This is a genomic window from Streptomyces alfalfae, from assembly GCF_004127445.1.
GTDB lineage: Bacteria > Actinomycetota > Actinomycetes > Streptomycetales > Streptomycetaceae > Streptomyces > Streptomyces alfalfae.
The window spans coordinates 58847-79019 of sequence record NZ_QEXM01000033.1; the positions used below are offsets into that span (position 1 = coordinate 58847).

At 74.0% G+C, this 20173-nt stretch carries 18 protein-coding genes; 9 read left to right on the forward strand and 9 right to left on the reverse strand.

Annotation, left to right across the window (positions count from 1 at the left end):
* The first annotated feature begins 516 nt into the window (after nucleotides 1-516).
* From dhaK to DCW30_RS13425, 7 genes are all read left to right on the forward strand, one after another.
* Nucleotides 517-1509, forward strand: a complete 993-nt coding sequence (dhaK, locus tag DCW30_RS13395; protein ID WP_076687338.1) for a dihydroxyacetone kinase subunit DhaK — start codon at nucleotides 517-519, stop codon at nucleotides 1507-1509.
* Nucleotides 1510-1617: 108 nt separating this feature from the next.
* A complete protein-coding gene (gene dhaL, locus DCW30_RS13400) occupies nucleotides 1618-2244 on the forward strand; it encodes a dihydroxyacetone kinase subunit DhaL (protein ID WP_119271295.1) in 627 nt (208 codons plus the stop codon).
* Nucleotides 2237-2647 carry a PTS sugar transporter subunit IIA domain-containing protein gene (locus DCW30_RS13405; protein ID WP_076687336.1) on the forward strand — a complete coding sequence of 137 codons (411 nt, stop codon included), beginning with the start codon at nucleotides 2237-2239 and terminating at the stop codon, nucleotides 2645-2647. The genes dhaL and DCW30_RS13405 overlap by 8 nt, the downstream gene beginning before the upstream one ends.
* 226 nt (nucleotides 2648-2873) lie before the next feature.
* Nucleotides 2874-3860 carry a fibronectin type III domain-containing protein gene (locus DCW30_RS13410; RefSeq protein ID WP_076689592.1) on the forward strand — a complete coding sequence of 329 codons (987 nt, stop codon included), beginning with the start codon at nucleotides 2874-2876 and terminating at the stop codon, nucleotides 3858-3860.
* A gap of 222 nt (nucleotides 3861-4082) precedes the next feature.
* A complete protein-coding gene (locus tag DCW30_RS13415) occupies nucleotides 4083-4652 on the forward strand; it encodes a hypothetical protein (protein WP_076687335.1) in 570 nt (189 codons plus the stop codon).
* Between the two features lie 134 nt (nucleotides 4653-4786).
* A complete protein-coding gene (locus tag DCW30_RS13420) occupies nucleotides 4787-5539 on the forward strand; it encodes a sugar phosphate isomerase/epimerase family protein (protein ID WP_076687334.1) in 753 nt (250 codons plus the stop codon).
* Nucleotides 5536-6693: a Gfo/Idh/MocA family protein gene (locus DCW30_RS13425; protein ID WP_076687333.1), complete on the forward strand. Its 1158-nt coding sequence runs from the start codon at nucleotides 5536-5538 to the stop codon at nucleotides 6691-6693. Before DCW30_RS13420 ends, DCW30_RS13425 begins: the two co-directional genes overlap by 4 nt.
* Here DCW30_RS13425 and DCW30_RS13430 read toward each other — a convergent pair.
* A complete protein-coding gene (locus tag DCW30_RS13430; RefSeq protein WP_076687332.1) occupies nucleotides 6647-7192 on the reverse strand; it encodes a PadR family transcriptional regulator in 546 nt (181 codons plus the stop codon). The genes DCW30_RS13425 and DCW30_RS13430 overlap by 47 nt on opposite strands.
* Before the next feature lie 37 nt (nucleotides 7193-7229).
* Nucleotides 7230-9251, reverse strand: a complete 2022-nt coding sequence (locus DCW30_RS13435) for an NADPH-dependent 2,4-dienoyl-CoA reductase (protein ID WP_076687331.1) — start codon at nucleotides 9249-9251, stop codon at nucleotides 7230-7232.
* A gap of 197 nt (nucleotides 9252-9448) precedes the next feature.
* Here DCW30_RS13435 and DCW30_RS13440 point away from each other — a divergent pair, with 197 nt between their 5' ends.
* A complete protein-coding gene (locus tag DCW30_RS13440) occupies nucleotides 9449-9946 on the forward strand; it encodes a methylated-DNA--[protein]-cysteine S-methyltransferase (RefSeq protein WP_076687330.1) in 498 nt (165 codons plus the stop codon).
* 40 nt (nucleotides 9947-9986) lie between these two features.
* Here the strand turns inward: DCW30_RS13440 and DCW30_RS13445 are convergent, their stop codons facing one another.
* The 6 genes from DCW30_RS13445 to DCW30_RS13470 form a co-directional block, all read right to left on the reverse strand.
* The gene (locus tag DCW30_RS13445; RefSeq protein WP_076687329.1) at nucleotides 9987-12356 is read right to left on the reverse strand and encodes a phosphoketolase family protein; all 2370 of its coding nucleotides are present in this window, start codon (nucleotides 12354-12356) and stop codon (nucleotides 9987-9989) included.
* 233 nt (nucleotides 12357-12589) lie between these two features.
* Nucleotides 12590-13759: a methyltransferase gene (locus DCW30_RS13450; protein ID WP_076687328.1), complete on the reverse strand. Its 1170-nt coding sequence runs from the start codon at nucleotides 13757-13759 to the stop codon at nucleotides 12590-12592.
* Nucleotides 13760-13771: 12 nt separating this feature from the next.
* Nucleotides 13772-14278, reverse strand: coding sequence for an NUDIX hydrolase (locus DCW30_RS13455; protein ID WP_076687327.1), 507 nt, complete (start codon nucleotides 14276-14278; stop codon nucleotides 13772-13774).
* Between the two features lie 49 nt (nucleotides 14279-14327).
* Nucleotides 14328-15941, reverse strand: a complete 1614-nt coding sequence (gene lnt, locus DCW30_RS13460) for an apolipoprotein N-acyltransferase (protein ID WP_076687326.1) — start codon at nucleotides 15939-15941, stop codon at nucleotides 14328-14330.
* A 92-nt stretch (nucleotides 15942-16033) separates the two neighbouring features.
* A complete protein-coding gene (locus tag DCW30_RS13465; protein WP_076687325.1) occupies nucleotides 16034-16591 on the reverse strand; it encodes a hypothetical protein in 558 nt (185 codons plus the stop codon).
* A 102-nt stretch (nucleotides 16592-16693) separates the two neighbouring features.
* Nucleotides 16694-17482 (reverse strand): glutamate racemase, encoded by a 789-nt coding sequence (locus DCW30_RS13470; RefSeq protein WP_076687324.1) that lies wholly within the window; start codon nucleotides 17480-17482, stop codon nucleotides 16694-16696.
* A gap of 58 nt (nucleotides 17483-17540) precedes the next feature.
* Between DCW30_RS13470 and DCW30_RS13475 the strand changes: the two genes are divergently transcribed.
* Nucleotides 17541-18716 (forward strand): glycosyltransferase, encoded by a 1176-nt coding sequence (locus tag DCW30_RS13475; RefSeq protein WP_076687323.1) that lies wholly within the window; start codon nucleotides 17541-17543, stop codon nucleotides 18714-18716.
* 25 nt (nucleotides 18717-18741) lie between these two features.
* Here DCW30_RS13475 and DCW30_RS13480 read toward each other — a convergent pair whose 3' ends face one another.
* The gene (locus tag DCW30_RS13480; RefSeq protein ID WP_076687322.1) at nucleotides 18742-20049 is read right to left on the reverse strand and encodes a TerD family protein; all 1308 of its coding nucleotides are present in this window, start codon (nucleotides 20047-20049) and stop codon (nucleotides 18742-18744) included.
* Between the last annotated feature and the right edge of the window lie 124 nt (nucleotides 20050-20173).

Here is a 20173-nt window from a genome sequence, read left to right on the forward strand (position 1 = left end):
GACAAGCGTTCCTCGGCCTCGCCGGCCCTTTGATCACCCACCGCCCCGTCCAACACCGCTGCCGGGGGCCGCTGCGCCGCCGATGCCCGCCGTCATGAGCGGCAAGGCCCGGGCCGGCCACCAGCGCACGGCCCCGTCCCCGCCGACTCGCGTATCACGCCTGATCCGAGTGTCTCCTCACAGCGCCTCGCGCCGACGCGCGACGCTCCACGGCACCGGTGCGCGATCACCACCGCACGCTTCCCGGCGGACCGGGGCGCACCCATGCCGTTCTCGCGCGTGACCTTCGCTGCCGCAAGGCCGATACTGCCGACAGCAGGGGTCCCGGCCCAGCCGCATCCCACCGCCCGAACGCCCTGACGAGGCGACACCGAAGTCAGCATTGAGTCAGCATCAGTACCGCCGGGACCCGCTCCAAGCCGTCACGGTCCGTCGAGACCGGAAACGGCATCCACCCCTCTGTCCAGCAAAAGCGCAGGTCAGTGACTGGCCTGCCAGGGTTCCCGGGAGGTACCCGTGAAGATGCTGATCAACGTCGCCGAGACCGTGGTCGCCGATGCCCTGCGCGGTATGGCCGCCGCGCATCCGGAGCTGACGGTGGACGTCGAGAACCGTGTGATCGTACGGGCCGACGCCCCCGTGGCGGGGAAGGTCGCCCTCGTCTCGGGAGGCGGCTCGGGGCACGAGCCGCTGCACGGCGGCTTCGTGGGGCCCGGAATGCTCTCCGCCGCCTGTCCGGGCGAGGTCTTCACCTCTCCGGTGCCGGACCAGATGGTGCGGGCCGCCGCCGCCGTGGACAGCGGCGCGGGAGTGCTGTTCATCGTGAAGAACTACACCGGGGACGTGCTCAACTTCGACATGGCCGCGGAGCTCGCCGAGGACGAGGGCGTCCAGGTGGCCAAGGTCCTCGTCGACGACGACGTGGCGGTCACCGACAGCCTCTACACCGCGGGACGGCGCGGCACCGGCGCCACCCTCTTCGTGGAGAAGCTGGCCGGGGCCGCCGCCGACGCGGGGATGCCGTTGGAGCGGGTCGAGGCCGTCGCCCGGCGGGTCAACGCCGGGGCCCGCAGCTTCGGCGTCGCGCTCACCGCCTGCACCACTCCCGCGAAGGGCAGCCCCACCTTCGACCTGCCCGCCGGTGAGCTGGAGCTCGGCGTCGGCATCCACGGCGAGCCGGGGCGCGAGCGGCGTCCGATGATGACCTCGCGCGAGATCGCCGACTTCGCCGTGAACGCCGTGCTGGAGGACCTGAATCCGCGCGACCCCGTGCTCCTGCTCGTCAACGGCATGGGCGGCACCCCGCTCCTGGAGCTCTACGGCTTCAACGCCGAGGTGCAGCGCCTGCTCGTGGAGCGCGGCGTGCCCGTGGCCCGCACCCTCGTCGGCAACTATGTGACCTCCCTCGACATGGCGGGCGCCTCGGTGACGCTCTGCCAGGTCGACGAGGAACTGCTGCGCCTGTGGGACGCTCCGGTGCGGACGCCCGCCCTGCGCTGGGGCGTCTGAACCCCGCACCCGGCTCCGGCCCGCGCACCCTCGCCCGTCCGCAGCCGCCCTCCCGGCGGCTCCCGACCGATCCCGCCCCCTCCCACCACCGACCACGCAAGGAGACCCATGCTCGACGCCGACTTCTTCCGCCGCTGGCTGACCAACGCCGCGGACGCCGTCGACCGTTCGGCGGCCCTGCTCACGGAGTTGGACTCCCCCATCGGCGACGCCGACCACGGCAGCAACCTCCAGCGCGGTTTCACCGCCGTCGTGGTCACCTTGGAGAAGGAGGCGCCCGAGACCCCGGGAGCCGTTCTCACGCTGGCGGGGCGGCAGTTGATCTCCACGGTGGGCGGCGCCTCTGGCCCGCTCTACGGCACACTGCTCCGCCGTACCGGCAAGGCGCTCGGTGACGCCGCCGAGGTCGACGAGGCGACGTTCACCGAAGCGCTGCGCACCGGCATCGACGCGGTGGCCGCGCTCGGCGGCGCCGCGCCCGGCGACAAGACGATGCTGGACGCGCTGATGCCCGGCGTGGACGCGCTCGGCACGTCGTTCGGCGCGGCACGGGACGCCGCGAGGGAGGGCGCGCTCGCCACGACGCCGCTCCTCGCGCGCAAGGGCCGCGCCAGCTACCTGGGCGAGCGCAGCATCGGCCACCAGGACCCCGGCGCCACCTCGGCGGCACTCCTCTTCGACGCGCTCGCCGAAACGGCCGAGAACCCGCCGGCCCCGGGGGCGGACCATGGATGACGAGAAGCTGGTCGGCGTCGTGCTCGTGTCGCACAGCGCCGCCGTCGCGGAGGCGGTCGCCGCCCTCGCCACGGGGCTCACCGGGAGCGGCGCCACCGCGCCCGTGGCCCCGGCGGGCGGCACCGGGGACGGCGGGCTCGGCACGAGCGCCGAACTGATCGCGGCGGCGGCCGCGCGGGTCGACCGGGGCGCGGGCGTCGCCGTCCTGACCGACCTGGGCAGCGCCGTCCTCACCGTGAAGACGCTGCTCGCGGAGGGCGACGAACTCCCGCCGGACACCGCGCTGGTGGACGCCCCCTTCGTGGAGGGCGCGGTGGCGGCCGTGGTCGCCGCGTCGGCGGGCGCCGCCCTCGCCGAGGTCCGGGCGGCGGCCACGGAGGCGTACGACTACCGCAAGGTCTGACCTCACACCGCCAACCGCACACCACCCACCGCCCACCACACACCAGCAACCGCAGGACCCGGCCCCGGCGCCCGGTCCTTGGACCGCCCGGTCCTCCCGGTCTGTCCGCAGTCGTCCCCCCGTCCGCCCACCCGGCCGCGCACGGCGCATGCCCCGCCTCTTGATGTGCCCCCGTCACCTGTGTCAAATAGGTCCGGACCAATGCCGTCGAGTGGAAGGCCGCACCGTGCGACGGATACCCCGTTCGTCCCTCCCCTTTGCCCTGCTGACCGCCCTCGCCGTGACCGCCGTCGGCGGCTGCGACTGGGGTGGCGGGGGCGGGGGCCGGGACACCACGGCGCCCGCCGCGCCGCGCGGCCTCACGGTGGAGGCGGGCAGCGCCACCACCGTCCACGTCATGTGGAACCAGGCCACCGACGACACCGGGGTCACCGGTTACGAGGTGTACCGGGACGCCGAGAAGGTCAAGGCGGTGCCCGGCCGCAAGCACATGGTGGACATCGTCGGCCTGCGGCCCTCCACCACGTACGCCTTCACCGTGCGCGCCCGCGACGCCGGGGGCAACGTCAGCCCCGACAGCAGGAAGCTGACCGTCAGGACGCCCGAGGCCGCCACTGCCGACCGCGAGGCGCCCACCCGGCCCGCACGGCTGCGGGGCGAGGCGGCGGGGAGCCGGTCGGCGATGCTGACCTGGGGCAGGTCGACGGACGACCGGCGCGTGGCCTCGTACGAGATCTACCAGGGCGGTTCGAAGGTCCACAGCGTGGGCGGCGGGCAGACGGCGACGCTGGTCACCGGGTTGCGGCCCGGCGCCGAGTACACCTTCTCCGTCAAGGCGCGCGACGCCGCGGACAACTTCTCCCCCGCCAGCCGGGAGGTCCGCCTCACGACCGCCGCGGGCAAGGACTCGGGGCGCGGCACGGCGCCGACCGGCTTCCGTGCCGCGACGCACCGCGCCGACGGGGCGTACTACATCGACCTGACCTGGGCGCCGCCGCGCACGGGCGGGGCCGTGGCGGAGTATCAGATCCAGCTCGACGGCCGCACGGCCACGTCGCTGGTCTTCGGCGGGACGGCGCCGCGGGACAAGGCCGAGCACAGCTTCTACATCGGCAAGAAGTCCGGGGAACGGCACCGGGTGCGGATTCGCCCGAAGCTGCCGGACGGCACGTGGGGCGGCTACTCGCCCACGCGGACGGTCACCACGGGCTGACGATCTCCCCGGGCTCCTTCATGCCGCTGGGCGGCGGCCCGCACACGCTGCCCGCCGAGGCCGCGGCGAAGGCGTCCGGCGGGCGGTGTCACCTGCCCGGCGGCTCTCCGCGTGCAAAGGCGCGCGACGGCGCGTTGGCTCGTCGTCAGGCGGTGCGGGCGTTCCCCGACTCCCGGCGGCGCATGGGTTGTACCGCCTCCCGTGCCGCCGGAGGAATGACTCATGCGTATCACTCAGATAGGTGTCCGGGCCGGCCTGGTCGTCGCCGCCGCAGCGCTGCCGTCGGCGCTCGGCACGACAGCGGCGGTCGCGGCCGGCGAACTCACTGTGGCCGCGGCCGGTTCCGCCGGGCGCGTCACCACCGCCGCGTGCCCGGACGGCGGCACGGCTGCGCTGACGGACCGAGGCCGCGCGATCCGCGCCGGGGCCCGTCAGGCGGAGCCGACGCGGGGCAGCGGCCCCTGGCAGGACGTCGCCGCAGGCACCCGTGCGGCGCCGGTCGCCGACGCGGACGGCACACGGGCCGAGCCCCCCGGCGTCCCGGCCGGCGGCATCACGCCCACCTCGGCGCCGACGACCTCGTCGACGACCATGCCCACCTCGGCGCCTACCGCCACGATGCCCACCACCTCCCCGGCGACGGCGCCCGCGCGCGGAGTCCGGGGCGGTGTCGGGGGCGGTTCCGAGGACCGGGGCACGCTCGCGCTGGCCGCCGGGGGCGTCCTGGTGGCGGTGGCCGCGGGCGCCGGTCTGTGGCAGCTGCGTCGCCGAGGAGCCCGCGGGCGCACCTGACACCCCGGGGTGCGCCACCGGCCGCCGTCCACCCCACGCGGGTGGGCGGCGGCCTCGCGTCGCGCCCGACGCGCCCTTGCCGGGCCGGTCGAGAGCGACTTACCGTCCTCCCAGGCGACAGGGAGGGCGCGTTCATGACACGACCGCTCAGCGTTCAGCTCTACACCGTGCGCGATCAGCTCACCGCCGACCGCGAGGGGACCCTCCGCAGGCTCGCCGCCATCGGATACGGCGCCGTGGAACCGTACGACGTGCTCACTGACCCCGAGGGGCTGCGGCGGATCGTCGACGAGCTGGGGCTCACCGTGTCGGCGACGCACGCCGTGCAGCTCCTCGGTCCCCGGCCGGAGGCCGTGCTCGACGCGATCGGCACGCTCGGCACGGATCTCGCGATCGTCCCGGCGGGCATCGAACCCGGCGAGTTCACCACCCGCGACGGCCTCGCGCGAGCCGCCGAGCGCCTCAACTCCCTGGTGCCCCTGGCCGAACGGCACGGCATACGCGTCGGCTACCACAACCACTGGTGGGAGACGGAGCCCCGCTTCGGCGAACGCCACGCCATCGAGGTTTTCGCCGAGCTGCTCGATCCCACCGTCTTCCTGGAGGTGGACACCTACTGGGCGGCAGTCGGCGGCGCCGAGGCGCCGGGGCTGCTGCGCCGCCTCGGCGACCGCGTCCTGGCGCTGCACCTGAAGGATGGTCCCGGCACCCGACAGGACCCGAACGTGGCGGTCGGCGGGGGCGCCATGCCGGTGCCGGAGATCCTCGCCGCGGCTCCGGACGCGTGGCGCGTCGTGGAGTTCGACGCCTGCGCGGGCTCCACGGACACCCTCTTCGACGCACTCGCCGCCAGCCGCACCTACCTGACCTCCCTGGAGGCGGCGTGAGCGCGGCCGGCGCCCGTGGGGGACCCGTCGGTGTCGCCCTGGTCGGCGCGGGCGTCATCAGCGCCCAGTACCTGAAGACACTGAGCGGCTTCCCGGACATACGGGTCCTGGCCGTCGCCGACCTCGACGAGCGGCGGGCGGCCGACGTGGCGCGCGCCCACGGCGTCCCCGTCGCGGGCGGTCCCGCGACGGTGCTCGCCCTGCCCGAGGTCGAACTGGTCGTCAACCTCACCGTGCCCGCCGCGCACGCCGAGGTGGCGACCGCCGCCGTCCGCGCGGGCAAGCACGTGTACGGCGAGAAGCCCATCGCCCTCGCCCCCGCCGAGGCGGAGAAGGTGCTCGCCGAGGCCTCGGAGCGGGGCCTGCTGGTGGGCAACGCCCCGGACACGTTCCTCGGCGCGGGTCTGCAGTCGGCGCTGCGCGCGGTCGCCGCCGGGGACATCGGCGCGCCCGTGGCCGCCTCGACGGTGGTGCAGGGGCTCGGCCCGGAGGCCTGGCACCCGGACCCGGCGTTCTTCTACCAGCGGGGCGGCGGACCGCTGTTCGACCTCGGCCCCTACTATCTGACCTCGCTCGTGGCGCTGTTCGGCGGGGTGTCGCGGGTGGCGGCGGTGGCGGCGCGGGCGCGCACGGAACGCGCCGTCGGATCGGGCCCGAAGGCGGGGCAGACCTTCCCCGTCGACGTGCCGACGCATGTGTCGGCGCTCATCGAGTTCGCCTCCGGTGTCCGGGCCGACGCGGTGTTCAGCTTCGACTCCGCGCCGCGCCGCACCCGCTTCGAGATCACCGGAACCGAGGGCACCCTGGCCGTGCCCGACCCGAACACCTTCGGCGGCCCGCTGGAACTGCTGCCCAACGGCGCCGACGAGTGGCGTGAACTGCCCGTGCGGGGGCGGACCGACGGCCGCGGCCTCGGGGTGCTCGACATGGCGCGCGCCCTGCGCGGCGGTGCGGCCCACCGGGCGTCCGGGGCGCTCGCCCTGCACGTCCTCCAGGTCATGACGGCGATCACGCGGTCGGCGGACCGCTCGGAGTTCACGCGGCCGGAGACGCAGCCGGTGCCGCCGGAGCCGCTGCCGGCGGACTGGGACCCCGCGGAGGCGACGCTCATCCAGCCCCGGCCGTCTCCCCCAGCTCCTCGATGGCGCGGGTGAGCCACCGCGTCCAGAAGGTCTCCAGGTCGATGCCGGCGCGGAGCACCACATGGCGCAGCCGGTCCTCGACGGCGTCCTTCTCCGGCGGGAAGTCGCGTCGCTCGATCTCCTCGTACTCCGCCAACTGCCGTCGATGGAGGTCGAGATGGCGGCGCAGCTCCTCCTGGATGCCCTCGGCGCCGACCACCGCGGCGGCCCGCAGGCGCAGCAGGAGGGTGTCGCGCAGGGGCTTGGGGTCCTGGGGCTCGGCGGTCCAGCGGGCCAGTTCGGCGCGGCCCGCCGGCAGCACCTCGTACTCCTTCTTCTGGCCGCGTGTCGCGCCCTGGCTCGGCAGGGCGCGGATGGCTCCCTCGCGCTCCAGTCTGCCCAGCTCGCGGTAGATCTGCTGGTGCGTGGCCGACCAGAAGTAGCCGATCGACTTGTCGAACCTGCGGGTCAGTTCGAGGCCCGACGACGGCTTCTCCAGGAGGGCCGTCAGGATCGCGTGCGGGAGGGACATGGGCCCAATCCTAGGGACGGGCCCAATGCCGCCGCCGTCACAGCGCGGCGGCCAGCTCGGTGCCCTGCTTGATGGCCCGCTTGGCGTCCAGCTCGGCCGCCACGTCGGCGCCGCCGATGAGGTGCGCCCTGCGCCCGGCGGCGAGCAGCTCCTCGTAGAGGCCGCGGCGCGGTTCCTGGCCGGCGCACAGGACGACGGTGTCGACCGGGAGGACGGAGGAGACGCCGTCGACGGTGATGTGCAGTCCCGCGTCGTCGATGAGGTCGTAGCTCACCCCGGCCACCATCGCGACGCCCCGGTGGCGCAGCTCGGTGCGGTGGATCCAGCCGGTGGTCTTGCCGAGGCCTTTGCCGACCTTGGAGGTCTTGCGCTGGAGCAGGTGGACGGTGCGCGGCGGGGCGGGCCGCTCGGGCTCGGTCAGGCCGCCGCGCTCCCGGTAGTCCATGTCCACGCCCCACTGGCGGAAGTACGTCGCGGGGTCCAGGCTCGCCTTCTCGCCGCCGTCGGTGAGGTATTCGGCGACGTCGAAGCCGATGCCGCCCGCGCCGACGATCGCGACCCGCTCCCCCACGGACGTCCCGTCGCGCAGCACGTCGAGGTAGCTGACGACGCTGGGGTGGTCGATGCCGGGGATCTCCGGGACGCGGGGGGTGACGCCCGTGGCGACGACCACCTCGTCGTACGGGGCCGCAGCCAGCTCGTCGGCGGTGACGACGGTGTTCAGCCGGACGTCGACGCCCCGCAGGTCGAGCTGGGTGCGGAAGTAGCGGAGTGTCTCGTCGAACTCCTCCTTGCCGGGGACCCTGCGGGCGACGTTGAGCTGGCCGCCGATCTCGGGGGCCGCGTCGTAGAGCGTGACGTCGTGGCCGCGCTCGGCGGCGGAGACGGCGAAGGCGAGCCCCGCGGGCCCGGCGCCGACGACCGCGACGCTCTTCTTGGTGCGGGTCGGGGCGAGCACCAGCTCGGTCTCGTGGCAGGCACGCGGGTTGACCAGGCAGGAGGTGATCTGGAGGTTGAAGGTGTGGTCCAGGCAGGCCTGGTTGCAGCCGATGCAGGTGTTGATGGCGTCGGGCTGCTCGGCCTTCGCCTTGGCGACGAAGTCGGGGTCGGCGAGGAGCGGGCGGGCCAGCGAGACCATGTCGGCGGCGCCGTCGGCGAGCAGCCGCTCGGCGATCTCGGGGGTGTTGATGCGGTTGGTGGTGACGAGCGGCACGGAGACCTCGCCCATGACCTTCTTGGTGACGAAGGTGTAGGCGCCGCGCGGCACGGAGGTGGCGATGGTGGGGATGCGGGCCTCGTGCCAGCCGATGCCGGTGTTGATGATCGTGGCGCCTGCGGCCTCGATCTCCTTGGCGAGGTGGACGACCTCGTCGAGGGTGGAGCCGCCGGGCACGAGGTCCAGCATGGAGAGGCGGTAGATGATGATGAAGTCGGCGCCGACGCGCTCGCGGACGCGGCGGACGATCTCGACGGGGAACCGGACGCGGTTCTCGTAGGCGCCGCCCCAGCGGTCGGTGCGCCGGTTGGTGGGGGCCGCGATGAACTCGTTGATCAGATAGCCCTCGGAGCCCATGACCTCGACTCCGTCGTATCCGGCGAGCTTGGCCAGCTCGGCGGCGCGCACGAAGTCCTCGATGGTCTCCTCGACCTCGGCGTCGGTCAGTTCGCGGGGCACGAAGGGGCTGATGGGGGCCTGGAGGGCGCTGGGGGCGACGAGGTCCTTGTGGTAGGCGTAGCGCCCGAAGTGCAGGATCTGCATCGCGATCTTCCCGCCCGCGGCGTGCACGGCCGCGGTGATGCCGGCGTGCTGCCCGGCCTCCGCCTCGGTGGTCATCTTGGCGCCGCCCTCGTAGGGGCGTCCCGCGTCGTTCGGCGCGATGCCGCCGGTGACGATGAGGCCGACGCCGCCGCGCGCGCGGGCCGCGTAGAACTCCGCCATCCGCTCGAAGCCGTTCGGCGCCTCTTCGAGGCCCACGTGCATGGAGCCCATGAGGACCCGGTTGGGCAGCCTGGTGAAGCCCAGGTCGAGCGGGTTCAGCAGGTTCGGGTAACGGCTCATGCGGGCCCTCCGTACGCGGTGTCTACGGGTTCAGTTGTAGACGACGGCGGAAGCACTGTGCAACTAGTTGCATAAAGCGTGAGCGGTATCTCACCGGCAGCGTCGCGGGCGTCAGCGCCCTGTCCGAATCCCGCCAGCCGCGGCCTCGCGCGAGCCGCAGACTGGAGTACGAGCCACAGAACACCGAGGAGAGACCGATGACCCTCTGCACGACGATCGACAGCCCGCTGGGCGAGCTGCTGCTGGTGGGCGAGGAGTCGGCCACGGCCGAGGGCGGCACCGCGCTGACCTCGCTCTCCCTGCCGGGACAGCAGGGCGCGGCCGTCGTCGAGGAGGGCTGGGTCCACGCCCCGGAGGCGTTCGCCGCGATCACCGGGCAACTGCGCGCGTACTTCGCCGGGAGCCTCACCCACTTCGAGATCGAGTACGCGGCCGGGGAGGGCACCGAGTTCCGGCGCAGGGTCTGGGACGCCCTGGAGACGATCCCCTACGGCACGACGACGACCTACGGCGCCCTCGCCGAGCGGCTCGGCCTGTCCCGCATGGCGGTCCGCGCCCTGGGCGCCGCCGTCGGCCGCAACCCGCTGCTCGTCGTGCGCCCCTGCCACCGCGTGATCGGCGCCGACGGGACCCTGACCGGGTACGCGGGCGGCCTTGCGGCGAAGCGGCTCCTGCTCGACCTGGAGGCGGCGTGAGCCGGCCGCCAGGTCGAGCAGGTGCCGCCGGGGCCGAGGGTCAGCCGGTGGCGTGCGGCCAGGTCCAGTCGGCCACCTCGGGCAGGTCGGTGCCGTGCTCGCGGATCCAGTCGTGGTGGCGCGAGCGGGCGTCCGCCATCTTCTGCCGTACGGCCGTGGCGCGGACGGCGAGGCCGGGCACCCGGTCGATGACGTCCATGACGAGCCGGTACCGGTCGAGGTCGTTGCGGACGACCATGTCGAACGGCGTGGTCGTCGTGCCGGCCTCCTTGTAGCCGCGCACGTGCAGGTTGGCGTGGCCGGTGCGGCGGTAGGCCAGGCGGTGGATCAGCCACGGGTAGCCGTGGTAGGCGAAGATCACCGGCCGGTCGGGGGTGAACAGCGCGTCGAACTCCGGGTCCGCCATGCCGTGCGGATGCTCGCCGCGGGGCATGAGGCGGGCGATGTCGACGACGTTGACGACGCGGACCGCGAGATCGGGCAGCAGCTCCCGCAGCAGGCCCGCCGCGGCCAGGATCTCCTGGGTGGGCACGTCACCCGCGCAGGCCAGGACCACGTCCGGGTCACGCGTGCCGTCGTCCGTGCCCGCCCACTCCCACACGCCCGCGCCGCGCGCGCAGTGCGCCCGCGCGTCCTCCAGGGAGAGCCAGTCGAAGCAGGGCTGCTTGCCCGCGACGACGACGTTGACGTAGTCGTGGCTGGCCAGGACGTGTTCGGTCACGGACAGCAGGGTGTTGGCGTCCGGCGGCAGATAGACGCGGACGACGTCGGGGCTCTTGTTGAGCACATGGTCGACGAACCCGGGGTCCTGGTGCGAGAAGCCGTTGTGGTCCTGGCGCCACACGTGCGAGGTCAGCAGGTAGTTCAGGGAGGGCACGGGCGCGCGCCACGGCAGCGAGCGCGAGGTCTTCAGCCACTTGATGTGCTGGTTGACCATCGAGTCGACGATGTGGACGAACGCCTCGTAGCAGGAGAACAGGCCGTGCCGCCCGGTGAGCGTGTAGCCCTCCAGCCAGCCCTGGCACAGGTGCTCGGACAGCACCTCCATGACCCGGCCGTCGCGCGCCAGGTGCTCGTCGGTGTCCAGGGTCCGGTCCTGCCAGGCCTTGCCGGTCGCCTCGTAGAGCGCGCCGAGGCGGTTGGACTCGGTCTCGTCGGGGCCCACCACCCGGAAGTCGCGGCGCCGCGCGGTGTCGGCCATGACCTGGGCGAGCAGTTCGCCCGCGACCCGGGTCGGCTCGTGCAAGGTGGCGCCGGGCCCGTCGACGGGGACGGCGAACCGCTCCAGCGGCGGCAGCGGCAGCGGACGGCTGAGCACACCGCCGTTGGCGTGCCGGGTGGCGCCGAGGCGGCGCTCCCCCTCGGGCACGCAGGCGAGGACGTCCGCGGTGGGCGCGCCGTCGGCGTCGAACAGCTCCTCGGGGCGGTAGGAGCGCAGCCACTCCTCCAGCTGCCGCAGATGCTCGGGGTTGTCCCTGACCCCGGAGAGCGGCACCTGGTGCGCCCGCCAGGTGTTCTCCACGGGCTTGCCGTCCACGAAGCCGGGCCCCGTCCAGCCCTTGGGCGTGCGCAGGACGATGACGGGCCAGCGGTGGCGGCTGTGCGTGCCGCCGCCGCGGGCGGCCCGCTGCACCGAGGCGATCCGGTCGAGGGCCTCGTCCATCACCTCGGCCATCGCCTGGTGGACGGAGAGCGGGTCGTCGCCCGCGACGTACAGCGGCTCGTGGCCGTAGCCCTTGAGGAGGGAGTCGAGCTCGGCGTCGGGGAGCCGGGAGAGCACCGTCGGGTTGGCGATCTTGTAGCCGTTGAGGTGGAGGATCGGCAGGACCGCGCCGTCGTGCACGGGGTCGAGGAACTTGTTGGAGTGCCAGGACCCGGCGAGCGGCCCGGTCTCCGCCTCGCCGTCGCCGATCACACAGGCCACCAGGAGGTCCGGGTTGTCGAAGGCGGCTCCGTAGGCGTGCGCCAGGGAGTAGCCCAGCTCGCCGCCCTCGTGGATCGAGCCCGGCGTCTCGGGCGCCACATGGCTGGGCACACCGCCGGGGAAGGAGAACTGGCGGAACAGCCGCTCCATGCCCTCCGCGTCGCGGCTCACGGCCGGATAGGTCTGCGTGTAGCTGCCCTCGATCCAGGAGTTGGCCAGGACCGCGGGCCCGCCGTGTCCTGGGCCCCATACGCACAGGGCGGCCAGGTCGCGCTCCCTGATGACGCGGTTGAGGTGGGTGTGGACGAGGTTGAGCCCGGGTGAGGTGCCCCAGTGGCCCAGAAGGCGCGGCTTGATGTGCTCGGGCCGCAGCGGCTCGGACAGCAGAGGGTTGCTCATCAGGTAGATCTGACCGACGGACAGGTAGTTGGCGGCACGCCAGTGCGCGTCGAGTGCCGCCAGGTTCTCCTTGGCCAAGGGCCCCATGGGGGTCTCCTCCCGGAGGTCGGGGGTGTGCGGCGGATCAGGGAGTACGTGATCGGTACCGGGTTCCACGGCAGCGCCGGGTCAGTCGTGCCGGGCGGCGGTCGCCCGAGCGGCCGTGTGCGGCACGCCGGTGCGGCCGTGCGGAACGGCGGACGCCACCGCACGCGGGTCGTCCGGCCGCTCCTCCCCCGACGCTGCCACCGCACGGGCCGCGGCGCGAGTGCTGAACAGCCCTATCGGCAGCCCTTGACGGCCCTGAGAACCACGAACTTCGGGTCGCTGGCGACGACCTCCGCGTTGCCGAAGAGCTTGCGGAGCCTGATGTGGTACCCGAGGTGACGGTTGCCGATGACCCACAGCTCACCGCCGGGCCGCAGGGCCGCACGGGCCCCGCCGAACATCCGCCGGGCGGTCGCGTCGGTCGTGGCCTGGTGGCTGTGGAAGGGCGGGTTGTTCAGGACGAGGTCCACCGACTCGGCCGGTACCGCCGCGAGGGCGTCGCCCGCCACGAACTCCGCCGTGGCGCCCTCGGCCGCGTTCGCCCGGAAAGTGGCCTCGGCGGAGGCCACGGCCTGGAACGACTCGTCGACGAAGGTGACCGCCGCGTCGGGCTCGGCGACGGAGGCGGCGGTGCCGAGCACGCCGTTGCCGCAGCCCAGGTCCACCACGTGGGCGCCGGCGCGGGCGCGCGGCAGGTGCTTGAGGAGGAACCGGGTGCCGATGTCGAGGCGGTCGGCGCAGAAGATCCCGGCGTGGTTGACGGCGGTCAGGCCCGCGCCCGCCCCCGAGTCGGCGTCCAGGACGTGACGACGCGGCCAGGGGCTCGGCCCCGGCGCGCGGGACGGGTCGGGCGTGCTGAAGATGAGCCGCGCCTTCTGCCGGGCCAGTGACGTCCTGGTCGGCCCGACGATCCGCTCGAAGAGGTCGAGGGTCGAGGTGTGGATCTCGGTGACCATGCCGGCGCCGACGACGACCGTGCCCTCGTGCAGGGCGGGCGCGAGCCGGTGGAGCTGGTCCTCCAGGAGGGCGAGGCTCTTGGGCACACGTACCAGGAGCACGTCGACGCGCGGGGGCGGGGCGTCGCGGGTCGTCAGGAGTTGCGCCGCGTCCTCGGCGAGACCCGCCCGCGCCAGGTTGGCGCGGGTCGCCCGCTGGGCCAGGAAGGAGTCGGTGATCTGCACCACCGCGCGCGCGTGCCCCGCGAGCACGGTGGTCAGCGCCCCCCAGCGGTCGCCGACGACGGCCACGGCGCCATCGAGGCCGACGGCCGCCGCCTCCTCCTCCCCGGCCAGATGCCGCAGGAGGTAGGCGTCGGCGGCCGACCAGGCGCGCAACTGGTCCCGGGGGTCCTCCGGGAAGCGGGTGAGGTCGTACGCGCCCCATGACGTGCTCAAACGGTTCATCGTGCTCTCAGGCTAACGGAGGGCCGAGCCGGTGCTGAGCGCCTCGTCGCTCGGGGGTTCGAACCAGGTCGGTCCGTCCCCCAGCGCCTGCTTGATGCGGGAGTGCGAGAACTCGTGCAGCGCGGGCAGCGCGTCCACGTCGAACCAGGCGACCTCAAGGGACTCGTCGTCGTTCACGCGGGCCTCGCCGCCGACGGCGCGGCAGCGCAGGGTGATGTCCATGTACTGGCAGGTGTCGCCGTTGGGGTAGGTGACCGGTTCGAGCGCCTGCACGAGCACCACCCGCTCGGGCACGCAGTGCACCGCCGTCTCCTCGTACACCTCGCGCACCGCGCACTCGGCCGGCTGCTCGCCGGGCTCCGGGATGCCGCCGATCACGGACCACTTGCCGTTGTCCGAGCGCCGGCCCAGCAGCACTCTGCCCTCGTCGTCGAAGACGATGGCGGTGACGCCGGGGAGCCACAGGAGCTGCTGGCCGGCGTCGGCCCGGATGGCGCGGATGAAGTCAGGAGTAGCCATGGCTCAGACCCTAACGGCGTACGGGCGCCGCTCATGCCGCTCCCGTACATCACCGCCGCGCGGCACGCCTCGACCGGGCGGCGGAGGTCACGGCGCAGCCGAGGCCGCCCGCGGCGATCAGCACGAGGACGCCCTCGGGGAGCACGCCGAAGCGGGTGGCCGGGGTGCGGGACGAGCGCAGCGGGACCTCCTCGACGAGTGAGTCGGCGGTGTACCAGGTCGTCCTCGCCTTGACGGCGCCGTCCGGCATGATGACGGCGCTGACGCCGCTGGTAACGGGGACGGCCACGGCGCGGCTGTGCTCGACGGCGCGGACGCGGCTCATGGCGAGCTGCTGGTAGGTCATCTCGCTGCGGTCGAACGTGGCGTTGTTGCTGGGCACCGAGATGAGCTGGGCGCCGTGCGTCACGGTGTCGCGCACCGCCCAGTCGAAGGCGGCCTCGTAGCAGGTCGCGAGGCCCACCTCGGCGCCGGCCATGGTGAACACGCCGGGCTCGTCGCCCCGGCTGAAGTCCTGGCGGACCCGGTCGACGTCGCTGCTGAACACCCGGATGAGGCCGCGCAGCGGGATGTACTCGCCGAAGGGCCGGATCTGCCGCTTGTCGTAGGTGTCCGTGGGGCCCTTCTGCGGGTCCCAGAGGATCTGCTCGTTGTAGAGCTTGCCGCCCTTGGTCTCGACGACGCCGCCCACGGAGACCGGCGCCCCGATGGCCTCGACGGCGTCCTCGATCTCGTGGCGCGCGTCGGGGTTGGTGAAGGGGTCGATGTCGGAGGAGTTCTCCGGCCACAGCACGAGGTCGGGCTGCTCGGCCTTGCCCGCCTTGACCGCGGCGGCCAGGCGTTCCGTCTCGCGTACGTGGTGGTCGAGGACGGCGCGGCGCTGCGCGTTGAAGCCGAGGCCCGCGCGCGGGACGTTGCCCTGGATCGCGGCGATGGTGGTGGTGCCGTCCTCCGCGTCATTGCTGACCAGCGGACGCGCGGCGAACGCGCCGCCGACGGGGACGAGCACGCTGAGCAGGGCGGCGACCGCGGCGCCGCGCCGGACCTCGCCGGAGCAGCGGGCCGCGCGGACCTGCCGGACGGTCTCGTACAGCCCGTAGCCGCACAGGACGACCGCGAAGCCGAGCACGGGTGTGCCGCCGAGCGCGGCCAGCGGCAGGAAGACGCCGTCCGCCTGGCCGAAGGCGATCTTGCCCCAGGGGAAGCCGCTGAAGGGCACGCGCGCGCGTGCCGCCTCTCCCGCGATCCACAGGGCCGCCGCCCAGAGCGGGTATCCCGGCAGCCGCGAGAGCAGGGCCGTGCCCGCGCCGACCAGGGCCACGAAGACGGCCTCGACGGCGGCGAGCGCCAGCCACGGGCCCGGACCGACCTCGACGCCGGTCCAGACGAGGAGGGGCAGCAGGAAGCCGAGGCCGAAGAGGTAGCCGAGGCCGAGGCCCGCCTTCCACGTACGGCCGTGCAGACACCCGGCGAGGACCGCGAAGGCCGGGAGCGCCAGCCACCAGAGCGTGCGGGGCGGGAAGCTGACGTAGAGCAGGACTCCGGCGAGGGCTGCCGCGGCGGCGGGCGCGAGCCGGCGCAGGACGCGCAGGGCACGGGGGCCCTGGGCGGGCTGCGGAGCGAGCTGGTCGGGCTCGTCCACGGGAGCGGTGGTGGCGGTCACTCCGGGAGTGTACGGCGCGTCACCGGGGCGTCGACAGCGCGGTCCGCGGGGGTGGCGACGCCCCCCTCCCGGCGCCAGAGGGGGGCGGAGGGTCAGAGGATCGTGCCCCGGCGCCGCAGCCGCTGTCTGATGACACGCACCGCCGACTCGGCGTCGTCCACGGTCACCGTGAACGTGTGGCCGTCGCCCAGCCTGAGCACCAGTGCCTCGCCGCGCCGGACGACGACGGCCGTGCCCTTCTCGGGCAGCCAGCGGTAGCCCCAGCCGCCCCACTGCCGTGGCGTGACGGCGGGCGCGAAGTCGGCGCCGACGACATGGGAGAGCGGGATGTGGCGGCGCGGCAGGCCCAGATGACCGCAGCGCACCTCCAGGCAGTCGTCGTCGACCTTCACGGCGACATGCACGAAGGCGAGCGTCCCGAAGAGGATCAGGAGCCCGGCGGCGATGCAGCCGACCACCGACATGACCAGGGCGGCGATGCCGGAGGTCCACATCGATTCAACCGCGATGACGATGCCGAGCGCCAGGCAGGCGGCGCCTCCGCACGCGAGCAGCCACTGCACGCGGTTGGTCGCGCGGCCGGTCCACACCGCGGGCGAGCTGCCGGAGCCGGCTCGCTCGTCGCGCTCCTCTTCGGCTGGGTCCTTCATGTCTTCGAGACTACTCAGATTCCCCCGCGACACCACCGCGTCACCGAGAGTGAGCGCCGGACCGCTCTCGGAGGCCGGGAGCCCACCGCTTGCGGAGGCGTCTCAGAGGGCGGGGCTGACCGTCGCGAGCAGGCGTCCCTCGGCGTACGCGAGCGCCGCCGCGGGCAGCCGTTCCTCGCGCCCGCTGAGCAGGACGGTGAGCGTGGGCGCCGCCTCGGCGGGGTCGCTCCCCGGGAGCTCGCCGATCCTGCGCAGGGCCTGGGCGGCGACCGCGCCGGCGGAGCCGTGCAGGACGAGGGGCGGCCGGCCGGGCCGCTGGACGGCGCCGCGGATGCGCTCCGCGACCAGTTCGTAATGGGTGCAGCCCAGGACGACGGCCCTGACGCCGGGCGGGGTGAGGGCGGCGGCGGCGGCGATCGTCTCGTCGATGGCCTGCTCGTCCGCGTACTGCACGGCGTCGGCGAGACCCGGGCAGGGCACCTCGGTGACGTCGGCGTCCCGCGCGAACCGCTCGATGAGGTCGCGCTGGTACGGGCTGCCGGTGGTGGCGGGCGTGGCCCAGATGGCGACCCGGCCGCCCCCCGCGGCGGCGGGCTTGATCGCCGGGACCGTGCCGATCACCGGGATGCCCGGCTCCAGGCGGGCCCGCAGCGCGGGCAGCGCGTGCACGGACGCGGTGTTGCAGGCCACGATCAGCGCGTCGGGACGGTGCGCGGCCGCGGCGTCGGCGACCGCGAGGGCGTGCCCGGTGAGGTCCTGCGGGGTGCGCGGTCCCCACGGCATGCCGTCGGGGTCCGAGGAGAGCACGAGATCGGCGTCGGGCCGCAGGCGCCGCACCGCGGCCGCCGCGGCGAGCAGTCCGATTCCGGAGTCCATGAGCGCGATCTTCACCCGGTCACCATAGTCGATGGCCCTCCCAGGGCCCCTTCCGTGGGGCAGACTTCGACGGATGAGCGCCCTCGCGTGGATCGCCGCCGGATCGCTTGCCGCATGGCTGTGGCTGCTGTTGGGCCAGGGCTTCTTCTGGCGGACGGACGTGCGTCTGCCGCCCCGGCGGGAGCCCGCAGCGTGGCCGTCGGTCTGCGTCGTCGTGCCCGCGCGCGACGAGGCGGACGTCCTGCCCGAGAGCCTGCCGTCGCTGCTCGCGCAGGACTATCCCGGACGGGCGGAGGTCGTCCTCGTCGACGACGGCAGCACCGACGGCACGGGCGGCCTGGCCAGGGACCTGGCCGGGCGGCACGGCGGTCTGCCGCTGACCGTCGCCTCCCCCGGCGAGCCGCCCGCCGGGTGGACCGGCAAGCTCTGGGCCGTACGCCACGGCATCGCCCTGGCCCGCGCCCGCGATCCGGAGTACCTGCTCCTGACGGACGCGGACATCGCGCACGGCCCGGATTCCCTGCGGGAGCTGGTGGCCGCCGCGCACGGGGGCGGTTTCGACCTGGTCTCGCTCATGGCGCGGCTGCGGGTGGCCTGCGCCTGGGAGCGCCTGGTGGTCCCGGCGTTCGTCTACTTCTTCGCGCAGCTCTACCCCTTCCGCCGGATCGGCCGCAGGGGGGCGCGCACGTCCGCGGCGGCGGGCGGCTGCGTCCTGCTGCGCGCGGACGCCGCCGAGCGGGCGGGGGTTCCCGACGCCATCCGGCACGCGGTGATCGACGACGTGGCGCTCGCGCGGGCGGTGCGCCGCTCGGGGGGCCACATCTGGCTGGGGCTCGCCGACCGCGTCGACAGCGTGCGCCCCTACCCCCGCCTCGCCGATCTGTGGCGCATGGTGTCGCGGAGCGCGTACGCGCAACTGCGGCACAGTCCGCCGCTGCTCCTCGGCACCGTGGCGGGCCTGGCCCTGGTCTACCTCGCGCCGCCGCTCGCCCTGGTCATGGGCCTGGCCGCCGGGGACGTGCCGTGCGCGGTGGCCGGCGGCCCGGCGTGGCTGGTGATGACCGTGACCTATCTGCCGATGCTCCGCTACTACCGGCAGCCGCCGTGGCTCGCCCTGACGCTGCCCCTGACCGCCTTCCTGTACCTGCTGATGACCGTGGACTCGGCGGTGCTGCACTACCGGGGGCGCGGCGCGGCCTGGAAGGGCCGTACGTACGCGCGCCCCGAACCCGCTCCCGAGCAGCGCTGAGCGGCCGGGGCCTTGTGGCGGGCGCTCACTTCCTGCCCGGCGTCCAGTTCATGCCCCAGCCGTAGGCGCGGTCGATGGTGCGCTGCGGGCTCACGCCGCGCTCGGGCACGAGGTACTGGGCCTCGCGCTGGACGACGAGGTCGCCGCCGGTGTTGGTGAGCAGGGCGAGGGCGCACACCGTCGAGGGCACCGTGCACTCGTCGAGGGAGAAGTCCACCGGGGCCCCGTGCTGCGGCTGGAGGGTGACCGTGGCGTTGAGGTCGGCGAAGCTGCGCGCGCCCTCGTAGATGGTCACGAAGATGACGATGCGGCGGAAGTCCTTGATGTGGTCGAGGTTGATGGTGAGGTTCTCGCCCGACGCGACGGCCCCGGTGCGGTCGTCGCCGTCGAGGAGCATGTACGGGGGCTGGTGCAGCGCCCCGAAGGCGTTGCCGAGCGCCTGGACGACGCCCTTGCGGCCGTCGGCGAGTTCGTAGAGCGCGCAGAGGTCCAGGTCCAGGTCGGCGTGCATGGCGATGGCCCGGCCGAGCTTCGCGCCCCATCCCTTGAACTGCTTGTGCACCTGCCAGTTGAGGTTCACGCGCATGGCGCCGGACGTGCCGCCCTGCTTCGTCAGGGAGACCGACGGGGCGTCCTTGGTCAGCGTCACCTTGGTGAGGCGGACGGGGGCGGCGGGCGGCGGGGTCTGCGCGGCGGCGGGGGCGGGCGTGGCTGCCGGCGGCGCGGCCGGTGCGGCGGCGGGAGCGGGCGACGGGGGCGCGGGAGGGGTCTGCGCGGCGGGCACGGCCTGCTGGGGCTCATCCACCGTGATGCCGTAGTCCTCGGCGAGGCCTTCGAGTCCGCTGCCGTACCCCTGGCCCACGGCACGGAACTTCCACGCGCCCTGGCGCCGGTAGAGCTCGCCGAGGACGAAGGCCGTCTCCACGGTGGCGTCCGCGCTGTCGTAGCGGGCGATCTCCGCGCCGTCCGCCGCGTCGACGACCCGGACGTACAGGCCGGGCACCTGCCCGAACGTGCCGCCGTCGGCCGAGGCGGCGAGCACCACCCGCTCCACGGCGGGCTCCACGCGCGCGAGGTCGACGCTCAGGACATCGGTCACGCCCGTGCCGGAGCGCTGCTTGCCCTCGTGCCGCACGGCTCCGGAGGAGTGGCCGGGCTGGTTGTAGAAGACGAAGTCGGCGTCGGAGCGCACCTTGCCGGAGGACGCCAGCAGCAGCGCGGACGCGTCGGCGTCGGGCACCCCGGCGCCGGAACCCCACCCCATTTCGATCCGCACGGCCGGCGCCGGCACGGGAACGTTCGATCCTTTAGGCATGGTCATGTCCGCCCCCATCGCAAGTTGGCCGCGTCCGGCAGGGCCGCCGGTTCCGTTCCCGGCCAACCTATTACCCGGAGCCCGGCAGGCCCACGACCGCGTCACGCGCCACTTCCGCCCCCGCGGGACCGACCGCGGGTAA

Excerpts from the sequence above, each read along its gene's own strand:
- dhaL (WP_119271295.1), top strand. The coding sequence starts at position 1,618 with ATGCTCGACGCCGACTTCTTCCGCCGCTGGCTGACCAACGCCGCGGAC.
- DCW30_RS13405 (WP_076687336.1), top strand. The coding sequence starts at position 2,237 with ATGGATGACGAGAAGCTGGTCGGCGTCGTGCTCGTGTCGCACAGCGCC.
- DCW30_RS13415 (WP_076687335.1), top strand. The coding sequence starts at position 4,083 with ATGCGTATCACTCAGATAGGTGTCCGGGCCGGCCTGGTCGTCGCCGCC.
- DCW30_RS13420 (WP_076687334.1), top strand. The coding sequence starts at position 4,787 with ATGACACGACCGCTCAGCGTTCAGCTCTACACCGTGCGCGATCAGCTC.
- DCW30_RS13430 (WP_076687332.1), bottom strand. The coding sequence starts at position 7,192 with ATGTCCCTCCCGCACGCGATCCTGACGGCCCTCCTGGAGAAGCCGTCG.
- DCW30_RS13435 (WP_076687331.1), bottom strand. The coding sequence starts at position 9,251 with ATGAGCCGTTACCCGAACCTGCTGAACCCGCTCGACCTGGGCTTCACC.
- DCW30_RS13440 (WP_076687330.1), top strand. The coding sequence starts at position 9,449 with ATGACCCTCTGCACGACGATCGACAGCCCGCTGGGCGAGCTGCTGCTG.
- DCW30_RS13445 (WP_076687329.1), bottom strand. The coding sequence starts at position 12,356 with ATGGGGCCCTTGGCCAAGGAGAACCTGGCGGCACTCGACGCGCACTGG.
- DCW30_RS13450 (WP_076687328.1), bottom strand. The coding sequence starts at position 13,759 with ATGAACCGTTTGAGCACGTCATGGGGCGCGTACGACCTCACCCGCTTC.
- DCW30_RS13455 (WP_076687327.1), bottom strand. The coding sequence starts at position 14,278 with ATGGCTACTCCTGACTTCATCCGCGCCATCCGGGCCGACGCCGGCCAG.
- DCW30_RS13465 (WP_076687325.1), bottom strand. The coding sequence starts at position 16,591 with ATGAAGGACCCAGCCGAAGAGGAGCGCGACGAGCGAGCCGGCTCCGGC.
- DCW30_RS13475 (WP_076687323.1), top strand. The coding sequence starts at position 17,541 with ATGAGCGCCCTCGCGTGGATCGCCGCCGGATCGCTTGCCGCATGGCTG.
- DCW30_RS13480 (WP_076687322.1), bottom strand. The coding sequence starts at position 20,049 with ATGGGGGCGGACATGACCATGCCTAAAGGATCGAACGTTCCCGTGCCG.